The following is a 17,202-nucleotide window of genomic DNA, read 5'->3' on the forward strand; positions in this document are numbered from 1 at the left end:
GATGCGGTGACCGTCCGCGGGGTTGTCGCGCACCGCGTCCAGGCGGTGGGCCAGGTCCTCGGGGAAGGCGGCGCCGCTGAGCTCGGCGAAGCGGGGATCAGTTGGGCTGCGGTTCGAGGCCATCGACGTAGGCCTCAAGGTCGCTTCGGCGTATGCGGCGGGAACGGCCGCGTTTGACGTACGTCAGAGCTCCTTCGGCCATCAGTTCGTAGACGGTTGAGCGGCCGAAGCGGAGAACGGAAGCGGCTTCCTTGGGGGTGTAGAGCAGTTGATCGGCGGGTGCGAGCGCGGTGCTCATCGCGCGGGCCTCCTCAGTGGGCAACGGGTCGGGGGCTCGGGCCCCCTCTCTGAGGTCCGCTACATCCGCTACGCCGCTACATCGCAGGTCAGCGGCGTGTTTTATGTAGCGGATAGGGCGGATGTAGCGGCTACGGCCGTTCGCGCGTGCGGGACCGTAGCCGCTACATCTGGGTTTGCCGCTACAGATTCAGGGGCTCTGAGCTGGGATGTAGCGGCGTAGCGGTTGTAGCGGCCGGTGGGGGAGGGCAGTAGCGGGCCCATGCGTCTTCGAGGTCTTTGGTGAAGAACCCTTTGAGGACGCCTCCGGCCGTGCGGATGTTGCGGGAGCCGATGGGCTCGTTGTCCGCGGTCATGTACTCGGTGAGCATCTTGGACAGCCGACGGTTGTCGAGAGGCTTGCCGTTCAGATCGGCCCACGGGGCGTCTTCGAGGGCGTTGAGGCGGTCGAGGATGGCGACGGTGGGCAGCTTGTCGAGGCCGATGAGCACGTGGTCGCGCAGGTCGGTGAGCAGCCGCACGCCGATGCTGCCTTTGTCGTTGGAGCGGGAGGCTTTGACCAGGGCGGCGCAGGCTTCGCGGGCCCGCTTGGGCCAGGCACCTCCGACCGCGTCAGCGACGGCGAGCAGGGGTTCCCATACGTCGCCGGGGCGGTCGGAGATGCCCTCAGGCAGCTCCGGCCATGCGTCCGTGACCTTGTCCCGGACCTGTTCGGCCCAGGCGGCGAGCCGCTCGCGCAGGTCGTTGCCTTCCTGCTCGTGCAGGCGGGCGCGGAAGGGCTCGACCTTCTCGTTCCTGGCCCGCCGCCGCATGCGGATGATGATGGAGCGGTCGAGGATCGTGTCCGGCAGGGAGCCCAGTCCAGCGACCGCGACGGCCGTGTACGAGGGGAAGGGGGTCACGGTCTGGCTGTCTCCGACGCACCGGTAGGTGACGCCTTTGCGGCGGTGTCCGGCGTTGATGAAGCCGCGCAGTTCCTCGTTGTCCCCGGCCTTGGGGCCAAAGACGGTATCGATCTCGTCGAAGAGGATCGTGGGCCGCCCGTCGGGTCCGGACACCGACCTGAAGAGCGCGGCGGCGGATGCGTTCACGGCCACCATGGGCCGCGGTACGAGGGTTTCCACGATCTCCAGTGCCCGCGACTTCCCCGAGCCGGGTTCCGGGGAGAGGAAGGCGAGGCGGGGGGTGGAGTCGAAGCAGTCGAGCAGGTGGGCGTGTGCGTCCCACAGCGCGACGGCGACGTAGGCGACCTCGGTAGGGAAGACGTTGAAGCGACGGTGGAAGGCTTCGACGTCATCGAGCAGGGCGGCGCCGTCGATGGGGTGTGCCGGCGGTTCGGCGGTCATGCCGCGGCCCTCCCTTCCTGGGTGGTGCGGAGCGGGCATTCGTCGCGGTGGGCGGTGTGGTCGTCGATCAGAGCGAGCACGCGGGCTTTACCGACGGCGCTCCTGTCACGGCCGCACAGGCACTTCGAGGCGGCGGTGGGCACGGCGCCGCGCGGTGCGCTGATGTGGAGCCAGGCCACTGGGTAGCGGCCGTCTCCCTGCTGCGGGTCAGGGCGAAGAGCTGAAGTGACGCCTTCGGCGCCGCCCTTCGGCTCGCCCACAGCCGTACCGGGCGCGGCGTGTGCGGCGGCGCGCGGGTTGGAGGGGGTTGGGGTGAGGCTCTTCAGTGGGGGGTGGGGAGGGGCGCTCATGTGGTCCGCCTCTGCTGATTGCGGCGAACGGACCAGTTCAGACCGCTGCGGATAGTGGAGCGGCACTGAGACGGCGGCAGTCCGATGCACTCCCCCGCCGACTGAAGAGCGTCCTCAACCACCGATCGCGGAAGGTCGCCCCACGCGATGAACCGCCCCAGGGCTCGCGCTGCCCGCAGCAGGGTGGCGTTGCGCTCGCCCTCCGGCGCCTCACGCACCGACGCGACTTCCGCGTTCAGGCCCGATGTGGCGTAGCTGGACGCGCGAGACGACGATGCCACGGCCGTTAGTGCCCGCGAAGCCTGACGAGGCGTCAGAAGCGCGTACAGCCAGTCTGGCAGCGGGGCGGGCGCCGTGTTGTCGACGACGGCGTACGCGCCGGTTCGGGTGGTGCTGCCGGGGGCGACGACGTAGCCGCCCCAGGCGCGGGTGTCGATGTGCTTGCCGAGCCGTCCGGCGGTGTTGCCGAGCCGGATGCCGGGCGGGGTCGTGAAGTACAGGTGGACCCCGCCGCTTGCGGTCCGCACCGTGCGGGTGGTGGGGATGGCCTGTCCGGCGCGCTCGCAGAGGGCCCTGAAGGTCGTCACGCCGGAAGGCGTGTCCGCACTGCTGTGGGTCTTGTGCTTGGGCATGTCGAGGTCGACAACGACCAGGCCCGACGGGCCCGTTGCAATGCCGACGTTGAACAGCAGGCTGCCCCACGCGCGGCGGATGCGGTCGGGGTCGATGGTGGCGCGCTCTTCCCACTTGCGGTGCCCGCCCGCGCAGTCCCCAAGGGCGGGGCAGCACTCGGCACCGTGCAGGGCAGGACGCTTGTCGCCGGGGCGCAGCGGGAAGACCGCCCACCCCTGCTCGGCTGCGTCCAGTGCGGCGTACAGGAGGTGGTTGTTCATGCCACCCCCAGTGCGCTCGATGGGGTGGCGTGGGCCGGGCGGCCCTCGCCGTATGGCGTTCGTTGGGTCATGCTGGATGTCTCCTGAACTGTCGTAAGGGGCAGGCGGGAGCCGAGGCGGTCGCGGCTTGTGGTGAGAGGCGACCGCCTCGGGCGTAGCTAGGCCGCGTCGCGGCGTTCGGGCAGTTCCGGCAGGCCCGCGGATTCCAGGGCCCTGGGGTCGAAGCCGGGCAGCATCGCGCGGGCGGTGAGTGCCTGCGCGAGGGATTCGGCGTAGGCGGCGCCGGTGCGGGCCACCTCGACCTGGGTGGTGCCGCGGATGGTTTCGACGCGCTCGATGTGGGCGCGTTCCTCGCGGCGGTCGCTCACGTGCCGCTCGTAGGTGACGCGGTCGCGGCGGTCGGTGCGCCAGTAGCGGGCGGCGAGTCCGTAGGCGCCCGCGGTGGCCACCGACCACAGCAGGAGCGGCAGCGGCATGCCGTCGGCGTATCCGGCGACGCCCGCGAAGGCGAGCGCGCCGGAGGCGGCGAACGCGGTTCCCGCGATCACGGGGTCTCCGGCGCGGCCGACGCTCGCGCATGCGCCGGCCGTTGCGGCGGCGAGCGAGAGCGCGGTCATCAACACAGCGTTGCCGACGGAGTGTTCGGCGCCGTTGGCGTTCCAGATCCGGGCCAGGATCAGCACAGTGGAAGTGGCCAGCGCGGGCGCGGCTTTGGGGGTGAAGTGGGCGAGCCAGTGGCGCGCCACGATCTGCTCATTCATGGTCGTGGCCTCCGGTCAGTTGCCGAGAGCGGCGAGGGCGTCGGCGGACGCCTGCACGAGGTTGTGGATGGGCTCGTACGCGCCGGTTCCGGCGGCGAAGAACCCGAAGAGGAACAGCACGATGGCGGCGCCCCCTCCGGCGGACTTGGTCTTGACGGCGAGGGCGGACGCGGCGCCGAACAGCAGCACGGCGGAGATGCTGAGGACCATGGCTGTGGAACTCGCTTTCGGGCGAGGTGGATGGGTGGATACGCTCTGCACGCCCCGGGTGCTGGCAAGTTCGGGGCGTTGACTGGCGACCGCGCCCACCTAGCGTCTGCTCGATGCGGGGTCCGTCTCATGACGGGCGGTCGCCGGTCGCACGCTCAGCCGGTGCCCGCGCGGTAGATGCGGGCCCACCGGTTGTAGATCCAGCGGCCGACGCGTATGCGCTTGCCGGTGGCCTTGCAGCGGCGGCAGTCCTTGCCGCGCTTCATGCGGCCCTTGCGGTCCGTCTTCATCGCGAAGCCCCAGCCGGAGCACTTGCGGCAGTTGCCGAACGGCGAGACGGCACACAGACCGCCGTAACCGAGGGTGAACAGCAGGAGCAGGGCGCTAGCGGCGAGCGCAGGGGTCATCTGGGGCCTCCAGAGCCGGTTTCGGGGTGTGCGCAGGTAGGGCCGCTAGGTACTAGTGGCCTGATCAGGTGTGATATGGGGTGCTAGCGGTGCCGCTAGACCTAGCGGGGTGTGCTGCTAGGTCTAGCGGCGAGATCCACTCAGCCCGCGTCCCGGTTTCCGTCACGCTCCGCAACAGCGGCGGCGATCCGGGCACGCTCGATGCCGCGCCGGTTGGCGCCCTTGCCGGACTCCGTCTTGCCCCACACCTGGCCCGTGGCGACGCCGTAGGGCTTCAGTGCGGCGGCGAGTCCCTCCGCGTCCCAGCCGCCGTAGACCTCCGGTCGCAGCTCCGCGAGCCGGGCAACGACGGTCTCCGACCATGCCTTGGGCTCGGAGGCGGGAACGACGGCGAGGATGTCGGCGAGCAGGTCGTAGGCGGGGCCGGTGACCTGCTCGGGTGCCTCCCCGAGCGCGTAGCCGGACAGCAGTCCGGCCTTCTCACGTGCCTTGCGGGCGCGGGCGGCGATGATGTCCGCGCCGGGGCCATCCACGTAGACGGAGGCGACGATCCGGGCATCTGAGCCTTCACCGATGAAGTAGTGAATGCCCTTGTCACCCCAGGCGAACATGGTCGCCCGGATGCCCCGCTTGTACGCGGACGTACCCAGCACCATGTCGTTCTCGGTCTGGCCCATCACCTTCAGGCACCAACGCGCTGACGCGTTCGCGGAGATGCCGGTGGGCAGCGACTTGGCGTCCGGGCGCTGGGTTGCCGCAAGGAACACGATCCCGGTGGCGGGACCGCGCTTGACCAGGTCGGTGGCGATCTCCTCGAACTCCTTGCCGTGCTCGGGGTGCTCGAACAGCACCTGGCATTCGTCCACCGCGATCAGGATCGGGTGCAGTCCGAGCGAGCGCTTGTCGGCAAGAGCGCTGGTCACCTTGTTCTCGGGGCAGATGTCCCGCGGCAGCGAGCGGATCACCTTCACGCGCCGGCGCAGCTCCTCACGCACCGCCCGCCAGTCGGCCAGCGCGTAGGCGATGCTTTCGTCGTCATCCCCCGCGGCGTGGCGGTGTGAGACGGCGGAACCGACCGGGTCGAGGTCGCCGGTGCCCTTCATGTCGTAGGTGTGCAGTTCCGCCCGCGGATCCAGCGCCGCGATCAGGAGCAGGAGACGGAGCAGGAACGTCTTGCCCATGCGCGGGATCGCGCCGATCACTCCGGCGATGTACATGAGGGTGACCTCGACCCAGCGTCCGCGCTGGTCAGTGCCGTAGGCGACCGGCTTGAACAGGTCCACCGTGCCCGCCTTGGCCAGCGGCCACGCGGGCTTTTTGGCCTTGTTCATGTCCTGGTCACCGACCCACAGCACCAGGTGGCCGGTGTGCTCGTCCGGCACCGCCTCCGGCCACACGCACCCGAGCGGGCGGCGCAGGCCGGATGCGAGGCGGTCGCGGCGCTCGATGACGTCGGTGACCGTGACGCCGTAGGGGAGGTTCCCCTCGGCGCGCCATCCGGGTCCGTCGCGGGTGATGGGGGCGGTGAACTCGAACCCGTCCCGCCCCTTGCCCTGGGCCTGGTTGATGGAGGGAATGCCGAGTGAGCCGAGTGCCCGCAGGACGATGTCCGAGGTGAGCTTGACGGCCTTGGGCAGTTCCACCGCGCGGTGGATGACCGGGGCATCGGCCTTGCGTCCGGCGACCCCGAGCGCCATCGTGACCGCGCCGACCGACACGGCCTGAAGCCAGTCCGGGGCGAGCACGTAGATGGCGAGTGCGGAGCCGAGTCCGATGAACATCGCCAGCACCCCCACGAGGGTGCGCAGCCGGACCCGTCCGTCGCGCTGCCGCGACAGCTTCAGGTACTCGGCAGCATCCTCGCGCCGGACGGCGGCGAGGCGGACCGGCTCGCCCTCGCGGTCGGCCACCCACCGCATTGCGCCGCCCACGAACTTGGCGGCACCCGACGGGGCTTGGAGGGTGAGGCGGGCGGCGTAGACCGGGGAGCGCAGGGCGTGGTAGCCGACCGAGTGGGCGTAGTGACGCGCCACCCATCCGCTCGCGGTGCGCAGCTCCGCGAGCGACTTGAGCCAGAGGGGAACGACGGGACGGCGCTGCGCGGCGAGCAGTCGACCCAGGTAGCCCGGACCGGCCGCCTTCACGGTCGGGAGGTCGACCATGACGCGGGCGGTCGGGTCGCCCGACTCGGCACCCGACCCATCCGGTACAGAGTCGGCCGACGCGTCGGCGTCGGGTCGGGCAGTCAGGTCGGCCGACTCGGTACGGGCCGACCGTGCCTTGTCGAGGTCGACTACCTCGCCCCCGGAGTCGGGGGCCATCTCGGCTTCGAGTCGGTTGAAGAGTTCGCTGTCGTCGTCGGGGTGGTTCACTGGGTTTCCTTCCGCTTTTCGGGCGTGAGGGAGCACGGGCCCGGCCGACGCTGTAGGAGGTGGAAGGCCGGTCCCGTGCATGACTCTCGACTGATCTCGGTGACACCGCTACACCGGACAGGGCTCATAACAGGGGTCATTTCAGAGCCGATTGAAGCGGCTCCAGTTCCCGTTCATCCCTGTTTGCGCCAGCGCGGCGTAGCGGCATGCGCTGCAAAAGTCGGCACCGAATGACCCATGAAATGAGCCTCGGTCCCACTTGACACAGCTACAGGTCGAACAGGCCGCACTGATCCATAGAGGTCGCGGGGCGCTGCTTCTTGGCGAGCCGTGCGGCGGCGCCGTGGCAGTCGGGGCACCAGGCGCGCAGCTCGCTCGCGGGGAGGCGGGCGGCGGCGACGTCGGTGGCGAGCGGGTCGGCGGGCGCGGCCATCAGCCGGATGCGGCGCCCGTGCTTGCTCGTGCAGTGGTCGTGCTCGCGCGGGCATCGGCCGTCGCCCTTGGTGTGGGACTGGCCGCACTCGCCCTCGCACTGGCAGCGATGGCCGGCGGCCTCCATCACGGGACGCCACGTGCCGACCGCGGCCAGCGGCTCGCTCATGACGCCTCCGCTTCCGAGCGGCAGGACCACGGCGAGCAGCCGAGCGCGGCGCCGTCTTCGGCTTCCGTGTCGGCCGCGTCGTCGAACAAGTCGCCCTGCCGGTCCGCCCACTCCGTGCGGGTGACGCGGTCGATCGGCGCCTGATCCAGCGGCAGGAGGCTGCGGTGCAGGTACGGCGCGGCCTTGATGCCCCGCAGCCGGGTTTCGCGTAGGCGGTGGTCGAAGTCGACCGCGTCCGCCCACTCTTCGGGGTGCTCATCGCGCAGGATGCGCCACTGCCGGTTGCCGTGGAACGGGCAGCCGATACACGCCGACTTGGGCGTCTCGCCCCAGCCGTGGGAACGCAGGTAGCGCAGGCAGTCGTTACGCGTCCAGCCCTCGCGGCCGTCCGCGGCGCCGTCCATGTCGAGCAGGGGGAAGACGTTGCGCAGGTAGCGCACGGTGGCGTCTTTGGCCCGCTCGAACTCATCGCGGCTGATGCCGATGGCCTGCTCGACAAACACCCCGGCCGGGACCGGCTTGGGGTGCGGGTAGCCGAGCATCACCCGCACCTGGGCCTTGATGGGCTTGACCTTGTATTCCTCGGTGCACTGTCGTCGCACCATGGCTGCCCGCTCCCCGGCTTTGTCGAGAACGAAGACCGGGATGCGGACGAACGAGCCGGGGTTGAGCGAGTCGGCACGCAGGTTGCCGGTCACCCGCTGGGCATTGCCGTCCTGCACGCGAACGCGGTGGATGGGGATTCCGGCAGGCTGGGCAACCTCTCGGTCCAGCCGGTCAAGGTGGGTGTAGACGGTGGCCGGTTCCCATCCGGTGTCCGAGAAGATCGCTGCATCCCACTTCGGTAACCGGCCCTCAGCGGCCAGCAACAACAACGTGGTGGACTGCACCCCAGCGCCCAGCGAGAGCACCCGCAGCCGTGGCGTCGTCATGCCGCTACCCGCTCATCAGCGTCCACGGCGTGCAGCGCACGACCCTCAGCACGCTCAGCCTTCAACACGTCGCGCAGCTTGCGGGCATTGGCTGCCGAGCAGCGCACCGTGGTACGCACGGCCTCCGCGTTCAGCTCCGCGTCCGTCCAGCCCGCGGTGGCCGCACGGGCGGCGGTCAGCAGCTCCTCGAAGGTGCGCTGGGCGGTTGCCTTGGCCTTGGACGGCGTCCGTCGGCGCGGGCGCGGCTTGGAGTCTGCCAGATCCGCCGGCGGATTTTCAACCGGGGGCACGGGAGTCTCGTGCTCGGCAGCGGGGGTGAGTTCGCCCAGGCGCAGCATCACGCGTTCGCGCCGCGGGGTCTTGGCGCGCCAGCGCAGTCCGTGCGTCTCGCGCAGGTCCGCGCGGGCCAACTGCCGTTCCTTCTCCAGCGCCAGTGCTGCGCTGTAGGAGGTGACCTCCCACAGCGTCATCCGCCGCCAGAGCGCGAAGGTGGAGGGGAAGGCGAGCAGCCAGCGGGAGAACCGGATCTTCTCCATCCGTCGGCCGGTGGCGGCGCCGATCCGTACGGCGTAGATGTGCGCGCCGATCTCGGAGAACACCACCCACAGCAGCGGCATCGTGCCGTGTGCAACCTTGGCCGACAGGGAGTGTCCAGCCGCGACGTTCAGCCCACACGTGATGAGCGTGAGGATCCAGGGCACGAACCGCACCCAGGCAAGCGCCATGTCCATCCGGATCAGCAGCAGGTTGGCCACGGTGAACACCGGGATCGACACGTCGATACCGACCGGCAGCATCCACGGGGAGCTGAAGCCCCAGGTGGCAGCGGCCTCGGACACGGCGTCGAAGGAAGAGATCAGACCGAGCGCGCCGACTCCGGCCGCGGCGAGCGCACCGATACCGGCGAGACCCAACTCCGGCTTCGTCAGCGGCGGCACCCCAGACGCGGGCACCTCGGGGGTAGGGGGCGTGGCAGTCATGCCGCACCCCCCTCGAACGGCGGGTTGACCAGACCGGTCAGGGCGGCGATCTCATCGCCGGTGAGCACTGTGTTCTCGGTCATGGCATGCGCCACGGTCCGGATCTCGCGCCACAGATAGCCGACCTTGCGGCGGGCCATCCCGCGCACCATCCCCCAGGACTTGCCGCCCTCGGGGACGGTGCAGCGTCCGAGGCGGTAGCCGAACTGGGCGAGAACGTCGATGGCCAGCTCACGGTCATGGGCGGCAGCGCACGCGGCAGCGCGCTCCGGCGTCCACAACCCGTAGGCCATGAGGTACAGCACGTGCGTGATCTCTCCGGCCGCGCACTGTGCGGCGTAGTGCCACGGCGGGGTGTCGTGCGTCTGGTGGCGGGTGGAGCCGGTGACGGCGAACATGCCGGGTTCCGGCTCCCACGCGATGACCTCGGACGTGATGATGTGCATGCCGTAGGCCATGGACAGCACGGCGTGTCCAGCCTCGTGAAAGGCCATGCCCAACCGCGCCTGCTCGTAGGTCAGCGGCATGTTCAGGAAGGGACGCGGCTCGCCGGTGTGGTCCGAGAGCTGTTCGGGCGTCGGGGTCATGGTCGTCATGCCGCCACCTCCTTGCGCACCGTGCGGCGGCGGGTGGTGCGGGTCAGCGGGATGACGTGGAACAGGTCCGGGTTGTCCTCGATGACCTGCGCCGCCATGCGGATCAGGTCGTCGGGCAGGTTCGGGGTGTCGGAGAGGATGTCGCGTGCCGCGTCCTCGCGGGCCGCGCGCTCGTCGTCGCTCTCGCCCTCGACCCCGAGCCACAGTTCCACCGGGGTGCCGAGCGCCAGTTCCGCGAAGTCCTCGGGGGAGATGGCCTGTTGACGGCCGATGTAGGTACGCATGGATCTCTCCTGATGTCAGCAGGGGCAGGCAAGATCCGGGGCGGTCGTGGCCTGGTGGTGAGAGGCGACCGCCTCGGAGGGGAAGCCCCGACCGCGTCCGCGGTCGGGGGAAGTGCTTCGGGCCGGACTATCCGGCTCCCCTCAGCCCCGCCCGTACGACCGCAAGGGCCGGACGGGCGGGGGAGGCAACCGGCCGCAGCGCCACACGGGCGCTGCGGAAACGGGAGACATGCGCGGTCATTGCCGCGCGGCCGTCTTTTCGACTCGGGGAGACGGGGCCCACGTATGCAGTTGTCAAAGGGCGATCAGTCCGGGGCCCGCGGCGTGCGACCGAAGCCGCCTTCCTGCCGGGTAATCCCGAGCCGGTTCATGCAGGTCAAGCACTTGCGAACACAGCCGGTGAAGCCCTTCCGGGTCTCTCGTTCCGGCCTGACTTCAGATTGACCTAGGTCAATCTTGCTGTCAAGGGGATCCACGGAAGGATCAGAGATTGACCTAGGTCCGGTTACTCTCGAAGCCATGGACCAGAGCCCCGAAGCGCCCAAGCAGACGCCCACGGCCAAGGAGATTGCGGCGGAGTACCGCGCGAAGATCGCAGGCCCCGACCGCGAGTACGACCCAGGCGACCAGCTCCCGGCAGCTCGCAAGCTCGCCAAGGAACTTGGCGTGCAGCTCATGACTGTTCAGAGTGCGTTCGGTCAGCTCCGAGACGAGGGGTTGGTTCTCACTCAGCAAGGCCGCGGGACGTTCGTCCGCGATCCTGCTGTACCCCTCGGCACCGAACCGGGCAGTAGCCCGGCGTTCACTGCCCTGGCGGCGGAGCTCAGCACGATCCATGACGCCCTCCACTTGCTCGGCGAGCGTCTAGATCGGCTTGAGCGGCTTGTGGAAGGCGAGACTCCATCGTCGCCGTGAGTTCGTCCGCGCGCCTCATTAGGCGTTCGACCTTGACGCGCGCCGCGCTCAAACTCGCTTTCATCAAAGCGAGTTCAGCGGAAGTCATGCTTTCCAGTTCGCCGCTTCGCTCATTGATCCCTGACATGCCAATGAGCATGTGGCCGGGAACGGCAGAGGACCCGGACAGAGTGTCCGGGTCCTCTTTCCTTGCAGGTCAGAATGGTTGACGACTCGTCATCGAGTGGCTTCGTCCACTGCGTCCAGCACTGCGCCCCATGGGAGGTCGCGCCCCGCCGGCGCTTCCCTCGGCTCGTACAGCGGCCACACATCCGGCCCGTCGACGACGTGCACGCCTCCCGCCCTGAGGGTGTCGATATGGCGCTGCCATGCCGGATGGCGAGCGTGCGCCGCGTTCACGCGCGGGAAGACGACAACGGGCAAATCGAGGGTGCCGATGGCCTCGCCCACTTGGGTGAGCGCCTGGTTGTCCATCAGGCCTGTCGCGAGCTTGGCCACCATGTTGGCTGACGCGGGGGCGACCACGTAGCAGTCAACCGGCGGGTGGGGTCGGGCGTCGCCGGGCAACCGCGGCTCATCGCGCACGGGGAGACCAGTCAGCTTTTCCAGCCGCTCAACTTCGCCGCTCATCCGCAGCCACTGCCCTGCGGTCGGCGTCAGCGTGACAGCCACCTGCCATCCCCGCTCCATCGCGAGCTCTACGAGACCGGTGCGCAGTGCTTCTACGCCTCCAGCCGCGGACCCGACGACTCCGAGCACCCCGCGCTTGCCTGAACTCACTGCACCGCCCTGCACCGTTGAGCCATCACGAACACCTCGGATGAACGCGAGCCGCCGGTGACCGGTGACTGTTTGACGAGGTCCCGTAGTGTCTCGCGCACCCTGGGATTGTTGCGTACGAGCTGCGGCGATGTGCGCTCCGCAGTTCGCAGTTCCGTGAACGCCTCCTCGCCTTGCCCGGCGAGCGACAGGGCGCGCGCGAAGTCGATCCGGTGCGACACGCTGCGTTCCTGCGGCATGTGGTCGACGTTGATCCGGCCGTGTTCCACCACGTACGACACGTTGTCGAGGTCCAGCTCAACGGACAACCGATGAAGCAACACGTTCGTGGGCCCGAAGCCCGTTTGCCAGTAGTTCTCATCCGACCCCAGGTCGTCAGCGAGTTCCTCGGCTCGGTCCAACAGGCCTGTTGCGGTGGGTCGATCCTGGTGACGTGCTGCCGCCACAGCGGCGCGCAGGTGAATCATCCCCAGCAAGCTCAGTGCCGCCGGGTCGTTGTCATTCACCCGAGACGATAGCCATGCAGCGGCCGTGTTGCCCAGCTCCAGCGCGTCGTCATACCGGCCGTTGGCCAACAAGGCGTGGGTGCCGGAACGTGCGGCTGACGCCAACACAAGCGGGTCGTCCGACTCGTCCGCGGCACGCATCGCGCGCTCGGCAGCGAGCCATGAGATGTCCGACTCGCCGATCTTCGCGAGCGTCGTTGCTGCGAGGTGGTGCGTACGAGCCGACACCGCCCAGCAATCGCTCCGATCCTCGCCACGGCGCGCCGCTCGCTCTTCCAACTCCTGTGCAGTCTGTAGAAGCGCCGGCAGCGCCGCAACGACGCTGCCGAGTCGTCCTCCCTGGTAGTCGTTCCATGCGTGCTCCACACGCACGGCCACGGGGGCGGGTGTCGGGAGCTGCACCTCCACGTCGGGGCCGAAGAGCAAGCGAGACAGCCGCCGCGGGCTCATGAGCGCGTCGCGCACGGCCGGAACGTCGTCGTGTTCCCGCTCGTCCTCCATGAGCACGGTCTGACCCAGCAAGTCCCCGAGCGGCACGCGCAGAATGCGCGACAGCTCCCCGAGCATGTCGATACGGGGCGGCTTCCGACGCCCAGTTTCGATCTTGGCCAGCCAGTCAGTGCTGTAGCCGACCAGTCCAGCCAGAACCTCTTGCGTGTAGCCGCGACGCTTGCGGTAGAACGCGATCCGCTCGCCGATGCTGAGGTGATCTCCGAGACCACGCATTTCGTGCCGCCTCCTGCTGATTGGGGGGCCGGTTTCACGGTACAGAGCTGGTGACGAGGCGGGTAGTTCGCCTTGCTCACCAGCAGAGCCACTACGAGCGTGACGGGCCCAAAGCAAAGAGACCCGGACACTGTGTCCGGGTCTCTGATCTCGTGTTTTCACGCTCGCCGCTGCGCAACGCGGAAGCCCGCGCAACTCTGGGGGTCACACCGGCGCGCGAAGGCGACTTGGATCAGGCGCTGACGATGTGTGCGTGCGTGTCCTCGAAGGGGACCGCCAATCAGTGCCGTCGCTCATCATGACCAGTCGCGAACTCGCTGCCGAGATGAGGCGCCGATACGCCTCAGAACCCGCGGCACATACGGCGTTCGGCTTCACACGCTTGGCCAGGAGAATCCTGGCTTCCTGCCGCAGTAGTCTTCAAATTTTCCGGCTCGCAGCAGAAAGGCCCTAACCGACCGCAGTTTCCCGCAAGGTCCGAAGATAAGCACGCATATCGATTCTCACGGCACTGCGTTGCTGCCGGTCCCGCAGCCGTACTTGCTGTGTTCGTCCGTCCCCTAGATCTCGACGCAACCACTCCATACATTCGACGGCGGCATCTTCCCGCTTGAGGCCACCCTCGATAGTGCGTTCAATTACCCAATCTTCGATGACGTCAGCTTCCTCAAATACGTGAAAGTTAGCCTCATCGAAAGTGTGCGTGAGAATAGTTGCCCGACTGGAGTGAAATACCCACCGCTGCAACAGGGTATTAATTCCAACCTGGCTAAGGCACGCGACCCTGGCGTCTCCAAGCTGCTGAGGCGTGACCAAGAAAAGCGAATCGAACATGGCCGCGCAGTGCTTCTTGCGTTCACTAGCCGCATTCGGAAAGAGACCCGGAAGAGGCATCAGCTTGCCGTACTTCCCCCAGTCCTCAATGGGGGGATGTTGCTGCACCCTTGCTACGAGCAACTGGGAGACAAGGTCAACGCCGTTTGTCCTGAGAACGCAAGGATGCTGAATGATCATGACATCACGCTTCTTGCGTGCTCCATCAGCTGTTGCGGTCTCCACACCCATGAAGACATCGCCTGTCAAGTAGGGACGACAGGATTCCACTTCCTCGCCCAGCGCGCGGTAAAGATCACCGACGACTCTGGGTGCTTCCAGTTCGTGCACCACGGGCTACTTATCCTTTGGCCGAATAGCAAGCTCTCCGTCCATAGCTTCGTACACTTCGAAGTCCGAGCGGTACCGTTCTCGCCAATCTGGTACGAACTCGCTCAAAACTTGTTCGGGGTGACCGTGCCCGCTGGCGTAGTCGAACAGAAGCTTGGGCTGCTGGTCGGCGTACAGATCGATCGGTGTGATCGGGCACTCGGTGGTGAGGGGCATCTCGAACCACGATGCGATCTCATCAACGGCGTAGTGTCTGACAATCAAGTCACAAGCAGCCAGAAGGCTGGCCAGCCTGAGCCGATTGGCGCCTGTCATCCTTTCGCCTCGTCGCCACTTTTGCAGGGCAGCAACGCTCACCCCAAGCATGCGAGCCACATCGCGCCATGCGAACCCAAGATCAGATAGCCGCTCCAGAAGAACAGATGGCGCACTCCTGCCCAGCTCCGCGGCCCGCGACTGCCACTCGTTAAACAGATGGTCCCTGTGGACCTTCAGCTTGTCCTCGTGTTCATACTTCGCGCGGAGTCGCTCGGCGCCAAGATCTTGTGTGACTTGGGACGTTGCCGCAGTAGGTCGAGGTTCGACCCAGCCATGCAGAGGCGCCCCCACGCCCGTCGCCGCGGGAGTGGAATTGTCGATGTTGACAGTCCTATCGCTCAACGCGTAGCACCTCGTTCCGCAGTCGGTCGGTGATCAATCCCTCAAACAGCCCCTTGGCCGTCAGATTCAGATCGTCCAGGCGCGCCATAGCGTTGTCGGGTTTCAGATCAGGTGTCTCTCCCTCTGGTACCCAATAGCTGTCGACGTCGATGAGGAAGAACGGGCCCGGTGGTGGCGTAGGGCGGTTCAGATCGCCAGCGGGACTCACGGCGTAGCCCTCGAAAGCCCCATGCCGGACGATTGAGCCGGAGGCGACCTGACTACCGAAGACCGTCACTCCCTGCCACGCCGAGAGTTCTTGCCCTTCAGGCTGCTCAATCATGGCCGGCCCTGAGAGCGACGGTGCAACCCACTCCGACCAGTCAGTGAGAGAGCGCAGCTCCGGAACGCGCACTTCGTTGATGTAGCGCATACCGATGCGCTCGACTCCATCGGCGGGTGCAAACTGTTGCCGCCCCTCAACAGCCATCTGCACGAGGTCGCGCAACCTCTCATACTGCCCGTAGCGCATCGTCTCAACGATGATCGCGCCATCCCGAAAGGTCACAGCTGTCGTCTTGTCCCGGCTGACGTATCGCGGCCAGGTGTATGACTCCTGCTGCACCCCAGAGGCGGTCGCAGTGATGGAGACGCCCGACGCGGGGATGGCGAGCGGGCACCGCGAAGCAAGATGGCGCTTGAGGGCCATCAAGGACTGCTTCGAAAGTTCGTCCGCAACAGGATGCCGGATCTCAATCGCCACGAGAACCACAGGCGCGTTCGGATAGGCACGTCGCTCGCTCATACCGCCAAAGATACTGAGGTTACAACCAGAACGACAACCAACAGGACGCAATCGTAGCCTTACGTTTGGCTACGAGTGGGCAACCATCAGGTCGGCTCAGCGACATCGCGACGCGTTGACGTCACTACCTGCTCCCAGGGCGCAAGGCACCCACAGTGGCCAACATCGCGTTCTCTACCAGGCGAAAAACATCCCGGTGGGGTGCCCGCAGGGGGCCAAACGAGGCAGCAGCAACAGGACAGTACTGGACGGCAATGGACGCTGCCTGAGCCGAACAAGCAGGTCAGTGGTCCCGCATCAAGATCGCGAGGGGGTCTGATCGCGTTCGGGAGCAAGCGGTCCTGCACTGAAGCCGGACCGCCCCGTGTGACGTTCCGGACGTGCCGTAGCGTGTGCAGGCGTCCTTATGACACGTCACTCATGACTGTCGACAACCATCCCATGCTTCCGTTCGAGGTCGAGATCGCTCAGCCCTCCCTCGCGGCGATCGTCCGGGCCCCGCTCGGGTTTGCGCAGCACAATCTTCCAGTAGCGACGGGGTGCAAACGGAGGACGCGACCAGTCCCCCCGGGCATCCCGGCGTTGCAGCACTTCTTGAACCACCTCTCCGGCATCTCGACTGAACCCGTTCGGGGTCAACGCGACACGGTGACAAGCCAGGTCGCTGCTGTCTTGAGCGAACTTTTGCCACTTACCGTCGTCGTGACGCTTCTCGGGCCGGAGCACATCGAGCAGTTGAAAGGCATCGAGCTGTTGATGCGTCTCATAGGCTTCTCGCCCCAGACCGTAAGCCCCCTGCCGCACCGCGCTCGTCACCCTCGTTACGAACAGCGACGTGTCAGCGGTCCCCATCCAGTCGTACTTCAGAGCATCGAGCCACATCAGGAGCGCGGCAATCTCACTGGTCGTCAGGACGTGCACCCACCCCTCAGTGAAGAACTCCCGGGGAACCTCCACGAACGGCTCGGCGTCAGTCGGTACCACATACGGCACTCCGGCCGCTGGGGTGCTCTTCCCGTTCTCGTGCAACAAGTCGAATCCCTGACGCCCCCGGCCGGGGCCCTTGGTGGGGCGTATCAGATTGAGCCCCTCCAACTTCTTCAGCGCCTCCGTGACCTGTCGCCGTTTGTTGGTGGCAACCGAGGCACCCTGGATGCCCGGACCGCGGTATCTGGCGATGGTCGCGGTCAACCCCACCCATGAGTGATCACTCTGCGGCGTCGGCTCCACGGGGTACGGGTTCTTCCACGCCCTCCCGGGCTTGGCAGAGCACTGCGCGGCGAACAACAACATGAGGTGCAGCTTCAGCGCGACCCCCTTGGGGGTGATCATGCGCGCTGCAAGTGGGCGCTGCTCCATCGGCAAGGGCTTCCGCTCGTCCTCTACCGATTCGAGTTTGTCGTTCCGGAGGTACGCGCGCCGCACGCGAATGTCGGCTGGTTGATGGCCCTCCTGCCAGAGACGCAACGCCTCAGCTGTGACGGCCGGCAACTCGCCGCGCCGTAGCGCACGTAGCGTCTCTAGTCGAACCTCGACCTTCCCGTCCTTCGACGGCAACTTTCCCCCACCCTTTGAGCGCTACGGATTGATCCGCATGCTGACCTGGTCATGCATATTCATCTATTCAATGTCAACTTA

The 17,202-nt window shown here is 67.3% G+C and carries 20 protein-coding genes and 1 pseudogene; 1 reads left to right on the top strand and 20 read right to left on the bottom strand.

Going from position 1 to position 17,202, the window contains the following annotated elements; all coding sequences use genetic code 11:
- The 14 genes and pseudogenes from AB0N66_RS40885 to AB0N66_RS40950 all read right to left on the bottom strand — a co-directional run.
- Positions 1–93, bottom strand: a pseudogene (locus AB0N66_RS40885) (5,10-methylenetetrahydrofolate reductase); the annotation flags it as partial.
- Positions 94–97: 4 nt separating this feature from the next.
- On the bottom strand, positions 98–298 hold the full coding sequence (locus tag AB0N66_RS40890; RefSeq protein WP_365445529.1) for a helix-turn-helix domain-containing protein: 201 nt from the start codon (positions 296–298) through the stop codon (positions 98–100).
- 181 nt (positions 299–479) lie between these two features.
- Positions 480–1,643, bottom strand: a complete 1,164-nt coding sequence (locus AB0N66_RS40895) for a DUF3631 domain-containing protein (protein WP_365445532.1) — start codon at positions 1,641–1,643, stop codon at positions 480–482.
- Positions 1,640–1,993, bottom strand: coding sequence for a hypothetical protein (locus AB0N66_RS40900; protein WP_365445535.1), 354 nt, complete (start codon positions 1,991–1,993; stop codon positions 1,640–1,642). Before AB0N66_RS40900 ends, AB0N66_RS40895 begins: the two co-directional genes overlap by 4 nt.
- Positions 1,990–2,886, bottom strand: coding sequence for a bifunctional DNA primase/polymerase (locus AB0N66_RS40905; RefSeq protein WP_365445538.1), 897 nt, complete (start codon positions 2,884–2,886; stop codon positions 1,990–1,992). The genes AB0N66_RS40900 and AB0N66_RS40905 overlap by 4 nt, the downstream gene beginning before the upstream one ends.
- Positions 2,887–3,044: 158 nt before the next feature.
- Positions 3,045–3,647 carry a hypothetical protein gene (locus tag AB0N66_RS40910; RefSeq protein ID WP_365445541.1) on the bottom strand — a complete coding sequence of 201 codons (603 nt, stop codon included), beginning with the start codon at positions 3,645–3,647 and terminating at the stop codon, positions 3,045–3,047.
- Positions 3,648–3,662: 15 nt separating this feature from the next.
- Positions 3,663–3,857, bottom strand: a complete 195-nt coding sequence (locus AB0N66_RS40915; RefSeq protein WP_365445544.1) for a hypothetical protein — start codon at positions 3,855–3,857, stop codon at positions 3,663–3,665.
- A gap of 155 nt (positions 3,858–4,012) precedes the next feature.
- Positions 4,013–4,264 (bottom strand): hypothetical protein, encoded by a 252-nt coding sequence (locus tag AB0N66_RS40920; protein ID WP_365445547.1) that lies wholly within the window; start codon positions 4,262–4,264, stop codon positions 4,013–4,015.
- Positions 4,265–4,404: 140 nt separating this feature from the next.
- Positions 4,405–6,636, bottom strand: coding sequence for a cell division protein FtsK (locus AB0N66_RS40925; RefSeq protein WP_365445550.1), 2,232 nt, complete (start codon positions 6,634–6,636; stop codon positions 4,405–4,407).
- 268 nt (positions 6,637–6,904) lie between these two features.
- A complete protein-coding gene (locus AB0N66_RS40930; RefSeq protein ID WP_365445553.1) occupies positions 6,905–7,237 on the bottom strand; it encodes a hypothetical protein in 333 nt (110 codons plus the stop codon).
- Positions 7,234–8,127 carry a hypothetical protein gene (locus AB0N66_RS40935; protein ID WP_365445556.1) on the bottom strand — a complete coding sequence of 298 codons (894 nt, stop codon included), beginning with the start codon at positions 8,125–8,127 and terminating at the stop codon, positions 7,234–7,236. Before AB0N66_RS40935 ends, AB0N66_RS40930 begins: the two co-directional genes overlap by 4 nt.
- 38 nt (positions 8,128–8,165) lie before the next feature.
- The gene (locus AB0N66_RS40940) at positions 8,166–9,149 is read right to left on the bottom strand and encodes a DUF2637 domain-containing protein (protein WP_365445559.1); all 984 of its coding nucleotides are present in this window, start codon (positions 9,147–9,149) and stop codon (positions 8,166–8,168) included.
- A complete protein-coding gene (locus AB0N66_RS40945) occupies positions 9,146–9,745 on the bottom strand; it encodes a hypothetical protein (RefSeq protein WP_365445562.1) in 600 nt (199 codons plus the stop codon). Before AB0N66_RS40945 ends, AB0N66_RS40940 begins: the two co-directional genes overlap by 4 nt.
- Complete coding sequence (locus tag AB0N66_RS40950; protein ID WP_365445565.1) at positions 9,742–10,029, bottom strand: hypothetical protein; 288 nt, start codon at positions 10,027–10,029, stop codon at positions 9,742–9,744. The genes AB0N66_RS40945 and AB0N66_RS40950 overlap by 4 nt, the downstream gene beginning before the upstream one ends.
- A 519-nt stretch (positions 10,030–10,548) precedes the next feature.
- Here AB0N66_RS40950 and AB0N66_RS40955 point away from each other — a divergent pair.
- The gene (locus AB0N66_RS40955) at positions 10,549–10,944 is read left to right on the top strand and encodes a GntR family transcriptional regulator (RefSeq protein WP_365445568.1); all 396 of its coding nucleotides are present in this window, start codon (positions 10,549–10,551) and stop codon (positions 10,942–10,944) included.
- A 216-nt stretch (positions 10,945–11,160) separates the two neighbouring features.
- Here AB0N66_RS40955 and AB0N66_RS40960 read toward each other — a convergent pair whose 3' ends face one another.
- The 6 genes from AB0N66_RS40960 to AB0N66_RS40985 all read right to left on the bottom strand — a co-directional run bounded on the left by AB0N66_RS40960 (position 11,161) and on the right by AB0N66_RS40985 (position 17,121).
- On the bottom strand, positions 11,161–11,739 hold the full coding sequence (locus tag AB0N66_RS40960; protein WP_365445571.1) for a flavoprotein: 579 nt from the start codon (positions 11,737–11,739) through the stop codon (positions 11,161–11,163).
- Positions 11,721–12,956 (bottom strand): helix-turn-helix transcriptional regulator, encoded by a 1,236-nt coding sequence (locus AB0N66_RS40965; protein ID WP_365445574.1) that lies wholly within the window; start codon positions 12,954–12,956, stop codon positions 11,721–11,723. The genes AB0N66_RS40960 and AB0N66_RS40965 overlap by 19 nt, the downstream gene beginning before the upstream one ends.
- A gap of 450 nt (positions 12,957–13,406) precedes the next feature.
- Positions 13,407–14,123, bottom strand: a complete 717-nt coding sequence (locus tag AB0N66_RS40970) for a hypothetical protein (RefSeq protein ID WP_365445577.1) — start codon at positions 14,121–14,123, stop codon at positions 13,407–13,409.
- Between the two features lie 3 nt (positions 14,124–14,126).
- Entirely contained in the window at positions 14,127–14,780 is a 654-nt protein-coding gene (locus tag AB0N66_RS40975; RefSeq protein ID WP_365445580.1) for a hypothetical protein, read from the bottom strand.
- Entirely contained in the window at positions 14,770–15,564 is a 795-nt protein-coding gene (locus tag AB0N66_RS40980; RefSeq protein WP_365445583.1) for a TIGR04255 family protein, read from the bottom strand. The genes AB0N66_RS40975 and AB0N66_RS40980 overlap by 11 nt, the downstream gene beginning before the upstream one ends.
- A gap of 414 nt (positions 15,565–15,978) precedes the next feature.
- The gene (locus AB0N66_RS40985; RefSeq protein WP_365445586.1) at positions 15,979–17,121 is read right to left on the bottom strand and encodes a hypothetical protein; all 1,143 of its coding nucleotides are present in this window, start codon (positions 17,119–17,121) and stop codon (positions 15,979–15,981) included.
- Between the last annotated feature and the right edge of the window lie 81 nt (positions 17,122–17,202).

It is taken from the genome of Streptomyces sp. NPDC093544, from assembly GCF_040683495.1.
Taxonomy (GTDB): Bacteria; Actinomycetota; Actinomycetes; order Streptomycetales; family Streptomycetaceae; genus Streptomyces.

What these genes read in the sequence shown, in the direction of transcription:
- AB0N66_RS40890 (WP_365445529.1), bottom strand. Translation starts at nt 298, where the DNA reads ATGAGCACCGCGCTCGCACCCGCCGATCAACTGCTCTACACCCCCAAG.
- AB0N66_RS40895 (WP_365445532.1), bottom strand. Translation starts at nt 1,643, where the DNA reads ATGACCGCCGAACCGCCGGCACACCCCATCGACGGCGCCGCCCTGCTC.
- AB0N66_RS40900 (WP_365445535.1), bottom strand. Translation starts at nt 1,993, where the DNA reads ATGAGCGCCCCTCCCCACCCCCCACTGAAGAGCCTCACCCCAACCCCC.
- AB0N66_RS40905 (WP_365445538.1), bottom strand. Translation starts at nt 2,886, where the DNA reads ATGAACAACCACCTCCTGTACGCCGCACTGGACGCAGCCGAGCAGGGG.
- AB0N66_RS40910 (WP_365445541.1), bottom strand. Translation starts at nt 3,647, where the DNA reads ATGAATGAGCAGATCGTGGCGCGCCACTGGCTCGCCCACTTCACCCCC.
- AB0N66_RS40915 (WP_365445544.1), bottom strand. Translation starts at nt 3,857, where the DNA reads ATGGTCCTCAGCATCTCCGCCGTGCTGCTGTTCGGCGCCGCGTCCGCC.
- AB0N66_RS40920 (WP_365445547.1), bottom strand. Translation starts at nt 4,264, where the DNA reads ATGACCCCTGCGCTCGCCGCTAGCGCCCTGCTCCTGCTGTTCACCCTC.
- AB0N66_RS40930 (WP_365445553.1), bottom strand. Translation starts at nt 7,237, where the DNA reads ATGAGCGAGCCGCTGGCCGCGGTCGGCACGTGGCGTCCCGTGATGGAG.
- AB0N66_RS40940 (WP_365445559.1), bottom strand. Translation starts at nt 9,149, where the DNA reads ATGACTGCCACGCCCCCTACCCCCGAGGTGCCCGCGTCTGGGGTGCCG.
- AB0N66_RS40945 (WP_365445562.1), bottom strand. Translation starts at nt 9,745, where the DNA reads ATGACGACCATGACCCCGACGCCCGAACAGCTCTCGGACCACACCGGC.
- AB0N66_RS40950 (WP_365445565.1), bottom strand. Translation starts at nt 10,029, where the DNA reads ATGCGTACCTACATCGGCCGTCAACAGGCCATCTCCCCCGAGGACTTC.
- AB0N66_RS40955 (WP_365445568.1), top strand. Translation starts at nt 10,549, where the DNA reads ATGGACCAGAGCCCCGAAGCGCCCAAGCAGACGCCCACGGCCAAGGAG.
- AB0N66_RS40965 (WP_365445574.1), bottom strand. Translation starts at nt 12,956, where the DNA reads ATGCGTGGTCTCGGAGATCACCTCAGCATCGGCGAGCGGATCGCGTTC.
- AB0N66_RS40980 (WP_365445583.1), bottom strand. Translation starts at nt 15,564, where the DNA reads ATGAGCGAGCGACGTGCCTATCCGAACGCGCCTGTGGTTCTCGTGGCG.